8 protein-coding genes are annotated in these 12,139 nt (G+C 33.1%); 6 read left to right on the plus strand and 2 right to left on the minus strand.

Annotated features, from left to right (window positions below):
• Positions 1 to 20 precede the first annotated feature (20 nt).
• The 6 genes from NJT12_RS11305 to NJT12_RS11330 all read left to right on the plus strand — a co-directional run bounded on the left by NJT12_RS11305 (position 21) and on the right by NJT12_RS11330 (position 8,859).
• Complete coding sequence (locus tag NJT12_RS11305; protein WP_271336016.1) at positions 21 to 4,520, plus strand: translocation/assembly module TamB domain-containing protein; 4,500 nt, start codon at positions 21 to 23, stop codon at positions 4,518 to 4,520.
• A gap of 311 nt (positions 4,521 to 4,831) precedes the next feature.
• Entirely contained in the window at positions 4,832 to 5,818 is a 987-nt protein-coding gene (gene pfkA, locus NJT12_RS11310; protein WP_271336017.1) for a 6-phosphofructokinase, read from the plus strand.
• Positions 5,819 to 5,906: 88 nt separating this feature from the next.
• On the plus strand, positions 5,907 to 6,911 hold the full coding sequence (gap, locus tag NJT12_RS11315; protein WP_271336018.1) for a type I glyceraldehyde-3-phosphate dehydrogenase: 1,005 nt from the start codon (positions 5,907 to 5,909) through the stop codon (positions 6,909 to 6,911).
• Positions 6,912 to 7,042: 131 nt separating this feature from the next.
• On the plus strand, positions 7,043 to 7,894 hold the full coding sequence (locus NJT12_RS11320) for an N-acetylglucosamine kinase (RefSeq protein ID WP_271336019.1): 852 nt from the start codon (positions 7,043 to 7,045) through the stop codon (positions 7,892 to 7,894).
• A gap of 12 nt (positions 7,895 to 7,906) precedes the next feature.
• Positions 7,907 to 8,281 carry a methylglyoxal synthase gene (locus NJT12_RS11325; protein WP_271336020.1) on the plus strand — a complete coding sequence of 125 codons (375 nt, stop codon included), beginning with the start codon at positions 7,907 to 7,909 and terminating at the stop codon, positions 8,279 to 8,281.
• Positions 8,282 to 8,472: 191 nt separating this feature from the next.
• Positions 8,473 to 8,859 (plus strand): methylglyoxal synthase, encoded by a 387-nt coding sequence (locus NJT12_RS11330; protein ID WP_271336021.1) that lies wholly within the window; start codon positions 8,473 to 8,475, stop codon positions 8,857 to 8,859.
• Here the strand turns inward: NJT12_RS11330 and NJT12_RS11335 are convergent.
• Together NJT12_RS11335 and NJT12_RS11340 are read right to left on the minus strand one after the other, a co-directional pair.
• On the minus strand, positions 8,840 to 9,220 hold the full coding sequence (locus NJT12_RS11335) for a RidA family protein (RefSeq protein WP_271336022.1): 381 nt from the start codon (positions 9,218 to 9,220) through the stop codon (positions 8,840 to 8,842). The two genes, NJT12_RS11330 and NJT12_RS11335, sit on opposite strands and share 20 nt — an antisense overlap.
• 125 nt (positions 9,221 to 9,345) lie before the next feature.
• Positions 9,346 to 12,102, minus strand: coding sequence for a putative LPS assembly protein LptD (locus NJT12_RS11340; RefSeq protein ID WP_271336023.1), 2,757 nt, complete (start codon positions 12,100 to 12,102; stop codon positions 9,346 to 9,348).
• Positions 12,103 to 12,139: the final 37 nt, after the last annotated feature.

Raw genomic sequence — 12,139 nt, forward strand, 5'->3', positions numbered from 1 at the left:
TATCACGAACCCTAATTGGGTTGATTTTACTTTTGTTGGCACTCGCTATCATTCTGGCTTTGCCGGTTGTGCAGACAAAAATTGCACATTATATTACAGAATCCCTTAATACAGATTTTAAAACCAATATTAGTGTCGATAAAGTAGCGATCAATATTTTTGGTGGTGTAAAACTCAAGAAAGTACTCATTTTAGATCATCACAAGAAAACGTTGATCTACTCTGATATCATTACAACTGATATTTTAAGCATCCAGAGATTGTTAGAAGGAGATTTGCTTTTTGGGGATCTTCGTTTGACAGGTATGATTTTTAATTTGAAAACCTATAAAAACGAGGACGAAAACAATATTAATAAATTTATTAAATTGTTTGAAACCGGAAAGAAAACAAAATCTGACAAACACTTTTTGCTTACAGCCAGAAACGCTTATATTTCTAAAGGAGCTTTTTCTGTTATTGATGAAAACAAAAATACCCCAAGATTTCTTGATTTCAAAAAGCTAAACGCCTATATCAGTGACTTTAAATTATACGGTCCGGATGTAAATACAACCATTCACAGATTCTCTTTTTTAGATCATCGCGGTTTGTATGTGTCCAATTTTGCGGGTAAATTCAGTTATACCAAAAAACAAATTAAAGTTGACGACTTAGCCATTAAGACCAAAAGATCCTGGATTTACGGACAAGCTATCCTGAATTATAAAGTAGAAGATTTTCTTGATTTTACTGATAAAGTAAAGTTTAATGTAGCGCTTGATTCTGCTTCGATAGCTTCAAACGATATTCGTTATTTTTATGATGGATTAGGTAAAAACCAGCATTTTAGAATTAAAACAAAAATAAAAGGAACTTTAAATGATCTTAATTTAAAACAACTTAATTTAAGTGATACAAATGGTTCGAAGATCAACGGAACAATTAATTTCAAAAATCTTTTGGGAAGTAAAACCCAGAAGTTTTCTATGGATGGAAAGTTTGACAGATTAATCTCCAGTTACGATAATTTGGTAGTGATATTGCCTGGTATTTTGGGTAAAAAACTTCCGAAAGAAATGCAGAGAGTAGGCAGATTTAATATTGTTGGAAAAGCAAAAGTCTCGACAACAGCTCTGGAAGCCGATTTTAAGATGATTACGGATCTGGGTAACGGGCAGGCTAAATTGCATATGAATAATATCGATTTTATAGATAAAGCCTCTTATACCGGAAATATAATTTTGGATAACTTTAATGTTGGCGCCTTACTGAATCGAAAAGATATTGGTAAAACGACTTTAAATCTGGATATTGATGGTGTTGGTTTTACAGAGAAATATCTCAACACGATTATAAAAGGAGATATATCAAAACTAGATTATAATAAATATACCTATAACAATATTGTTATAAACGGAAACTTTAAATTACCATACTATAAAGGACAGGTTGCTGTAAATGATCCTAATTTAAGTTTGACATTTGATGGTTTGGTAGATTTAAGCAAACGCGAAAGCAGGTATGATTTTCATATTAATGTTGAAAATGCCGATTTGCGAAAATTAAAGTTTTTAAATGATTCTATTGCGCATTTTAGAGGAGATGCTGTTGTTGAAGTTACAGGAAATTCTATAGAAAATCTTCAGGGAACTGTTTCGATCAAAGATGCTGTTTTTCAGAATCCAAAGGCTACGTATGCTTTTGATGAAATTACAGTAAACTCAAATTTCGATGCCGATAAATTACGTACAATCACCATTAGTTCAAATGATGTTGTACAAGGAGAAATAGTAGGTAAATTTCAGTTTGGGCAATTAGATAAGCTCGTAATGAATTCTGTAGGAAGTCTTTATACCAATTACAAGCCTTATAAAGTCAAGAAGGGCCAGTTTTTACGTTTCAATTTTCATGTTTATGATAAAGTGGTAGAAATGCTTTATCCGGAAATTAATATTGATTCATCTACGGTAGTGCGCGGAAAAATTGACGCTGATTTAGGAGAGTTTAAATTCAGGTTTAAGTCCCAGAAAATTACAGCAGCAAAAAACACATTCGATAATATCCGAATTAATATTGATAATAAAAACACGCTTTATAATGCTTACGTTGAGTTAGACAGTATAAAAACACCTTATTATAAAGTGCGTGATTTTAGTTTGATAAATGTTACCTCAAAAGATACACTGTTTGTTCGGTCTGAGTTTAAAGGTGGAGAAAAAGGAGAGGATTATTATAATCTGGATTTGTATCATACTATCGATAAGAACAAGAACAACATTGTTGGGATCAAGAAATCAGAAATGAAGTTCAAAGACTATTTATGGTATTTGAACGAAAACGAGGAAAAAGACAATCAGATTGTTTTTGATCAGTATTTTAAAAACTTTACAATTGATAATATTATTTTATCCCATGAAAATCAGAAAATTGATTTGAACGGTGTTATAAAAGGAAACGATTATAAGGATCTTGTACTGAATTTTGAAGATGTCGATATAAATAAAATTACACCATTAAATTCTAAATTTGTTTTTAATGGTAATCTGAACGGAAATATAAATTATAAGCAAAATAAGAACGTCTATCAGCCTACTGCTGCGATTTCTATAGATCATCTTAATTTGAATAAAGTAGATTTAGGAACTTTGAAATTTGATATCTCCGGAGATGAGAATTTTAAAAAGTTTACGATAAATTCGTCCATACAAAATGGTTTTACAGAGTCGTTTAGGGCAAGCGGAACTTTTGCAATCGAAAATAAAGAGACATTTTTAGATTTAAATCTAAAACTCGAAGGATTTAATCTGGCAACTTTAGGCACAGTTGGCGGCGATGTATTGTCTAATGTCAGAGGTTCTGTTTCCGGAAATGCCGCAGTAGTTGGTAATCTTAAAAAACCGGAAATAAACGGAAGGCTTTATGTAGAAAAAGCCGGAATGACAGTGCCGTACCTTAATACAGATTACGAATTGAGCGACCGAACGGTTATTGATTTAACAGATGAAAAGTTCTTGTTCAGGAATAATCAGTTAACAGATACCAAATACGGTACTAAGGGATTATTGAACGGAAGTATTGAGCATCATAATTTTGGAGACTGGAAACTGGATTTGACCATTACATCAAAACGATTACTGGCACTTGATACAAAAGATAGTGAAGATGCAGCCTATTTTGGTACTGCATTTATAAACGGTACAGCAAGTATAAAAGGTCCAACAGAAAGTTTATTTATAAAAGTAGATGCTAAATCTGAGAAAGGTACAGAAGTAAAAATACCTATTAACAATGCACAAAGCGTTGGAGAGAGCAGTTGGATACATTTTGTAACTCCAAAAGAAAAATACAACCTCGCCAATGGAATAATCGAAAAAACAAGAAATTATAATGGTCTTGAACTCGAGTTTGATTTTGATATTACGCCGGATGCAGAGGTCGAAGTAATTTTAGATCGTAATTCAGGTCACGGTATGAAAGGAAAAGGATACGGATCATTATTGTTTAAAATCAATACATTAGGTAAGTTTAATATGTGGGGAGATTTCCAGGCATACGAAGGAACATATAATTTTAAATACGGCGGTTTAATAGATAAAAAATTCTCAGTTAAAAAAGGAGGATCTATCATATGGGAAGGAAACCCTATGAAAGCTCAGTTAAATCTGGAAGCAGTTTATAAAACATCAGCAAATCCGGCTGTACTGTTAGATAATACTTCATCGTTTAATAAAAAAGTACCGGTAGAAGTTGTAATTGGTTTACGAGGAGATTTAACAAGCCCTGAGCCTAATTTTGATATTCAGTTCCCGTCCGTAAGTAATGTTCTTAAGTCAGAGATACAATACAAGTTAGATGACAAAGATATTCGCCAGACACAGGCATTATATTTATTATCTACAGGTTCATTCATGAGTACAGATGGTTTTAGTCAGGGCGATTTGTCCGGAACGTTGACAGAAACTGCATCCAGTTTGTTAGGAGGAATTATAAAATCAGATAATGATAAAGTCAATATCGATTTAAATTATATTTCTGCCGATAAAAGATTAGGGCAGGAGGCAGATGGTCAGTTTGTTGCCAATATAACCTCTCAGGTAAACGAAAGAATTACAATAAACGGAAAATTAGGAGTTCCGATAGGTGGTGTTAACGAATCTGCTATTGTTGGAGATATCGAAATACTGTATAGGGTTAATGAGGACGGAACAATGAACCTTCGTTTGTTTAATAAAGAGAATGATATTAATTATATAGGTCAGGGAATTGGATATACTCAGGGAGTTGGTATTTCGTACGAAGTCGACTTTGATACTTTTAGCGAGCTGGTCAACAAATTGTTTAAAAACCATAAACTAGAAAGAGCCATAAAAAGTTCTTCAGACGATTTGCAGGACTCGTATTTAAATCCTGATTTAGTAAAGTTCTCTAATAAAAAAGACGCAGAAAAAAACAAAAAGAAACCGGATAAAAAAGAAGAAGAGAAAAAGCCGCCGCCACAAAATAATAACGAGGGTTTGATTCCTGATAACGATTTTTAAAAGGATTTGTTTAAAATATTCATAAAAGAAACCATTTGCTAAGGCAAATGGTTTTTTTTATGCTAAATTTAGAGGCTCATTTATTTTTTGAGAATGGCAAAATGCTTAAAATTTTATAACACTTCATTTATGTATTGTTAATTTTAAAGATTTAATTAAAATAAGTGGCTTTTATTATTTTAAATGAATTTTTTGCTATTGAAAAACTTATTAACGAAAACGTTTGAATTTAACAAATTTTATTAATTAATGATAAACATCGCCTAGAAAGTGGTGAATGTTTGCTAATTTTACACTTTAATACTTAAATAATGCCAAAAACAATAAAAAAAGTTGGGGTTCTGACATCGGGAGGAGACTCACCTGGAATGAATGCCGCAATACGATCAGTTGTTCGAACATGTGCTTATCATAATATAGAATGCATAGGAATTTATAGAGGGTATCAGGGAATGATCGAAGGAGATTTCAAAGAAATGGGACCCCGAAGCGTAAATAATATTGTAAACAAAGGTGGAACGATCCTGAAATCAGCTCGTTCAGTTGAGTTTAGAACCCCGGAAGGTAGAAAAAAAGCGCACGAGAATCTTGTGAAAGCCGGAGTAGATGCTTTGGTCGTAATAGGAGGTGACGGAAGTTTTACCGGAGGATTAATTTTTAATTCAGAATATGGTTTTCCAGTAATGGGAATCCCGGGTACAATCGATAATGATATTTTTGGTACAAGTCATACTTTAGGTTATGATACAGCCTTGAATACAGTGGTAGATTGTATCGATAAAATTAGAGATACCGCAAGTTCACACAACCGTCTGTTTTTTGTAGAGGTTATGGGTAGAGATGCCGGACACATTGCTCTTAATGCTGGTATTGGTGCAGGTGCAGAGGAAATTCTTATTCCTGAAGAAGATTTAGGTCTCGAGAGATTACTTGATTCACTTCAAAAAAGTAAAGCTTCAGGAAAATCATCAAGTATAGTTGTTATTGCTGAGGGAGATAAAATTGGTAAAAATGTATTCGAATTAAAAGATTACGTTGAGGCTAATTTACCTGAGTATGATGTTAGGGTATCTGTTTTAGGACACATGCAGCGTGGTGGTTCTCCATCTTGTTTCGATCGTGTTCTGGCAAGCCGTTTAGGTGTAAAAGCAGTAGAATCTTTAATAGAAGGTAAGTCAAATTATATGGTAGGTCTTCAGGCAGATAAAGTTGCCCTGACACCTCTTGAACAAGCTATCAAAGGAAAGTCTGAAATTGATAGAGAATTGTTGAGAGTATCTGATATCATGTCAACATAAAATAAAAGTTTAAAAAGGAAAGAAGTTTATTGTGAGGAAATTAGACTTTAAAGTAGTGTAATAAAAACAAAAGCAAAAATTAAGAAAAATGTCAAAAGTAAAATTAGGAATAAACGGATTTGGACGTATCGGAAGAATCGTTTTTAGAGAAACTTTCAATAGAGATAATGTAGAAGTAGTAGCAATCAACGACTTATTAGATGTTGATCACCTAGCTTATTTATTAAAATATGATTCAGTTCACGGTCGTTTCAACGGAACTGTAGAAGTAAAAGAAGGAAAACTTTTCGTAAACGGAAGAAATATCCGTATTACTGCAGAAAGAAATCCAGCTGACTTAAAATGGAACGAAGTTGATGTTGATGTAGTTGCAGAATGTACTGGTATCTTCACAACTATCGAAACTGCAAATGAGCACATTAAAGGTGGTGCTAAAAAAGTAATTATTTCTGCTCCGTCTGCAGATGCTCCAATGTTTGTAATGGGTGTAAACCACGAAAGCGCAAAAGCAACTGATCTTGTTGTTTCTAATGCTTCATGTACTACAAACTGTTTAGCTCCTTTAGCTAAAGTTATTCACGATAATTTCGAAATTGTTGAAGGTTTAATGACAACTGTTCACGCAACAACTTCAACTCAAATGACAGCTGATGGTCCTTCTAGAAAAGACTGGAGAGGTGGACGTGCTGCTAGCATCAACATCATCCCATCTTCTACAGGAGCTGCAAAAGCGGTTGGAAAAGTAATTCCTGCTTTGAATGGAAAATTAACTGGAATGTCTTTCCGTGTTCCTACTGCTGACGTTTCTGTAGTAGATTTAACTGTAAAAGTAGCTAAAGAAACTTCTTACGAAGAAATTATGGCTGTTTTAAAGAAAGCTTCTGAAAATGAATTAAAAGGTATTTTAGGATATACTGAAGATGCAGTAGTATCTCAGGATTTTATCTCTGATAAAAGAACTTCAATCGTTGATGCTACAGCAGGTATCGGTTTAAATTCAACTTTCTTCAAATTAGTATCTTGGTACGATAATGAATACGGGTACTCTAGTAAATTAATTGATTTATCTGTACATATCGCAGGTTTAAAATAATATTATATATTTTTGTAAAGTCCCGTTATCTCAAAGTAACGGGATTTTTCATATTTTGTTACTTCTTTAATTAATGTAAAAAACACACTTTTTATTTAGCTAAAGAAAACCTAATCCAAAAACTAAATAAAATGAAATTAATAGTTGATAGTGGATCTACTAAAGCCGATTGGATTGCAATTGATGATAATGGAAAAGTATTATTCACCACACAAACTTTAGGGTTAAATCCTGAAATTCTTGACGGTCCTGAAATTATCGAAAGATTAAATGACCGTTTCGATATATTACAAAATAAAAAAAATGCCACACATTTGTTCTTTTACGGAGCAGGTTGTGGAACTGACAGAATGAAAACAGAACTTTCGCAAATATTCCAGGAATATTTCGTGAATGCTATTGTAGAAGTTCATGAAGATACTTATGCAGCAGTTTATGCCACTACTCCAAAAGGAGAAGCAGCAATTGTGAGTATCTTGGGTACAGGTTCTAATTGCAGTTATTTTGATGGAAAAGTATTGCATCAAAAAGTACAATCATTAGGGTATATTGCTATGGATGATTGTAGTGGAAATGTTTTTGGAAAAGAATTAATAAGAAAATATTATTTCAATAAAATGCCTAAAGAATTGGCGGTTGAATTTGAAAAAGAGTATGATTTAGATCCTGATTATATCAAGAATAAATTATACAAAGAGCCAAATCCAAATGCTTATTTAGCAACCTTTGCAAAGTTTTTAATCAAACATAAAGACACAGAGTTTTGTAGAAAAATTATTTTCAAAGGAATGAAATCTTTCGTAAAAAACTACATCAAACAATATGATAACTGCAAAGAAGTTCCAGTTCATTTTGTAGGTTCAATTGCTTTTTATCTGAAAGACGAATTACAGGAAATATTTGATAAATATGAGCTTCAATTAGGAAATGTTTTAAGAAGACCTATTGATGGTTTAATAGCTTATCATGTTGCTAATCAATAATAAAAGTAAAATATGGAAATTGCTATTATAGCTCACGATGGTAAGAAAGCAGATATGGTTCAGTTTTTGAATAAAAACAAAACTCTTCTTCTTCAGGAAAATATTAAGCTGATCGCAACAGGAACTACCGGAAGTAAAGCTGTAAACGCTGGATTTAAGGTAAAAAGAATGCTTTCAGGACCAATGGGAGGTGATGCGCAAATTGCTGCGCGTGTAGCCGAAGGTAAAACAGAGATGGTATTCTTTTTTAAAGACCCTCTGGCGAGCCATGCCCATGAAGTCGATATTAATATGCTTATTCGTGTTTGCGATGTACATAATGTACCATTAGCTACAAATGAAGCTTCTGCCCAGTTGTTACTAAATGCTGTCGCTTTGCAATTATAGAATTTACATTATTTAAATATATTCAAAAACCGTTTCGTTACTGAAACGGTTTTTTTTATGCCTTAAATTCGCCATAATAATAGTATTGCTGTTTTTTATTGTGGTTTATTTAAATATTTGATATTCATGGTCTTATTGTGAGTTTGTTCGCTTTTTAGACGTAAATTTGGTACTATATTTATTGTTAAATCATGAAAAGAAAGACGTTAATTGCGATAATTGCCCATGATAATAAGAAAGCAGATATGATTCATTTTTTAATAAAAAACGAAGTTACACTGCAACACGATAAAATAAAACTTATTGCAACAGGATTACTGGGAAGAAATGCGGAGAAATCAGGATTTAAGGTAAAAAAGATGCTTCCTTGTTCGATGGGCGGAGATGCTCAGATTGCTTCCAGAGTAGCAGAAGGCAAAATTAAAATCGTTTTCTTTTTTAAAGACCCACTGACAAACCATGCTCATGAAGTAGATATAAATATGCTGCTCTGGGTTTGCGATGTACATAATGTGCCGCTGGCAACAAACGAAGCAACGGCACAATTGTTATTAAATGCTATTGCACTGCAATTATAGAAATTTCTACATTTACATTTTTAGGCAAGCAGGCTACTTGAACCGTTTCACGTGCAGGAGCCGTTTTTTCGTCAAAATAAGAACCATATATGGCGTTTATAGCAGCAAAATTATTCATATCCATAATGAAGATAGTTGCTTTAACAACGTTCTCGAAAGTCATATTTGCAGCTTCCAGAATCGCAGCAATATTTTGCATTACCTGTGTTGTTTCATCATTGATATTATCAGTAATAATTTCTCCTGAGGCAGGATTTATTGCAATCTGACCAGAAGCATAAAGTGTATTTCCTGATAAAACAGCTTGGTTGTATGGGCCAATTGGTGCTGGAGCTTTGTCTGTAAAAATGATTTTTTTCATAATAATAGTTTTAAAATTCTCAAATAAAGAATTGTGATTTAAAATAATGAAATTAAGATTAAATCTCTAAACTTAATTTTTTTGATAATCGAATACAAGAATAGTGTATGTTTAAAAGAGAGATATTAGCGATTAGACGTACTGCGTTTATTCCATTTAATATCACTAAGCATTCCCGATTTGATTCCGATAAAGAAATTCCAGTTGGCGTTTACACCCAGAGGACTCCAGTTAAAAGCCATTCTCCAGCTTAATAAATCTCGCTCAAAACGAAATTGGGTAAAAGTAACACCCTTTTGTACTAAATCATAACCAGTTGAAATTCCGCCCTTCCATTTTGGGGTAATATCCATATTGGCAGATATCATAATAGAGTTTCCTGTGATTTTATTTTCCCTGTTTACATTTGAATACGTTAAGGAATACGCCATTGTCATATCCCAAGGAATCTTAGAGTTAAAAAACTCCGTTATAACATCTGTATCATCATCCTTTTCATTTGCAAACTGGCTGTTTCGACTGTCATTCAAGTCCGTATTTGTTCCAAACAAATCATCCTTTCGACCACCATTCCGCTCACTTTGTTTGTTATCCTGATCTTTTCCGGTTCCCTTATTCGAGAAAGAATAATTTAAAGTCACGTTTGCACTAGTCATTCTGAACAAACTTCCGCCATTATCGATGTTGTAAGTACTAATTCTTTTTCCGCCATTATCTATAGCGTAAGGATCCAGTGTTGCCCCAAAATTGACATTCATTTTATTATCAAAAAACTGAGTTCCACCGCTTACAAGAACAGGTTGCCAGGCTAAAGTTTCTTTTCCGTCAGCATTAAAATTATAACTTGTACTGAAGTTTAAATTGTTCAACAGCATAATTTTCTTAGGTTCCGTCTTTGTGCTGTCTCTGTCTCTTACTTTTGCCTCAAACGTGTTGCTTAAAGCAAATGATACAATGTTTGAGTTGCTTTTACCCGGAGCTCCAAAAATACCACCATCGAATCTTGAATATGTAGAGATTTTTCCTGAAGCATCAACAGTATAATTGTTGTAATACTGGTCGAAACTTGGTGTGTAAGCATAAGTTACAGTCGGACGCATGACGTGACGAATAGACTGAATTCTTTTATCTTCTCCAAAATTGAAAGTACCGTAAATTGTAGTTCCCAGGTTGGTGCTGAAATTATAAGTTCTGTAGGCATCAAATCCATTAACAACATTGTCTACGACTTTACCCTGAGAATTGTCGTAATTTTTATCAATAGTTTTGGTTACCCATGTTTCCTGATAGTTAGTCGATGCTCCTGCACTAAAATATTTAAATACTTTAAAGTTTGTACTAATCGGAATACTGTGTTGCATTCCTATTTGAGCATCTCTGAACATTTGTGGTTTGAAAAACAATGAATCTGTTGTTTTAAAATTGTTTTTACCACTTAAGTTATATTGTAAGTTGATGTTTTTTATAAATCCTTTTTTAACACCGTCTTTTCCAACAAACGGATATACACGATCAACACTTGCTTGTAAAGCCGGTAATGTCATCAGGATCTCTTCTGTTTGAGTGTTTTGTTGGTGCGTTGCCGTTAATGAGATACGGGCTTGCGGTATTGTATTAAAAGTTTTATTATAGGAAATAGATGAACTTAAAGTATTATTTAGATTAGACCCAATGTTCGCCTGATTAATAGATCGCTTAAAATATTTACTACTACCCATATTCACAGAAGCAGAAAAACTTGAATTAGGATTCGACTTAGTGTCTTTAGAATGTGACCACTGGATATTATAAATAGATTGTTTGCTGTAATCAGGATAACCACGCTCACTGTTGATCAAATTTTCAAAACGAACGTTTATATTTCCTCTGTATTTATATCTTTCTGCATATGCGGATTCAAAGCGCATGGCATAACTACCATTCGTATAATAATCTCCCAGAACAGTTAAATCGTAATTCTCGCTCAAAGCAAAATAATACCCCATATTCTGCAATGAAAAACCTCTCGTGTTAGAGTCATTATAACTAGGTATGATAATACCGGAAACACTTTTTTCCTGACTCATTGGAAAATAGGCAAAAGGCAGGGCAAGAGGAGTTGGTACATCTGCAATAACCATGTTGGTTAAACCTGTGATTACTTTTTTACCCGGAATAAATTTTACTTTGCTCGTCTGGAAATAATATTCAGGATTGTCAATATCCTTTGAAGTTGTAAAACGCGCCCCTTTTAGAAAATAAACAGAGTCATTTTCCTTTTTCGTTATCGCAGCCTTTATTTTAAATTCTCCCTGTTCAGTCCTTGAATTATAAATTAAAGCTTTTTTTGTTTTAAAATTAAATCGGATAGAATCAGGCTGAACTTCACTCGCGCCTTGTTTAAAATTTGGATATTGCGTCAAAACTCCGGCAGAATCTTTTATACGTCCGGCATAAACTTCATCTTTTTCCAGATTTAAAACGATAATTCCAGATTTTAATTCGACATCTTTGTAGTATAATTCTGCTTCGTTGTATAAAGTAAGCGTCTTAGCCTTCTTATCATACTTGGCATAATCCTTTGCTTTGTACTTGGTAACAGCATCAAGAAAGTTCTTTTTAGTTTTTACCGTATCCAATTTTATGGTGTCAACGACAATTGGCGGAGCAACATCTGTAACAACAGTTTTGGGTTTATCTGTTTGTTTTACAGCTGGTAATGCTTTTTTTTTGTTTTTTATCTCTTGCGAATATAAATTACCACATCCTAATGTTAGGAAAAATGATAATAAAACGATATTAAATAAGTTTGTATGCAAAGGTTTAAATGCTATTTTTGTAAAATTATGGCTTGTTTTTTGACATGTCAAACTTACATATAATTTTTTGTCAAAAATAATCAATTGTAAAAATTATAGCAGTTACGTTTTATTAAAATTA

It is taken from the genome of Flavobacterium azizsancarii (genome assembly GCF_027980145.1).
Taxonomy (GTDB): domain Bacteria; phylum Bacteroidota; class Bacteroidia; order Flavobacteriales; family Flavobacteriaceae; genus Flavobacterium; species Flavobacterium azizsancarii.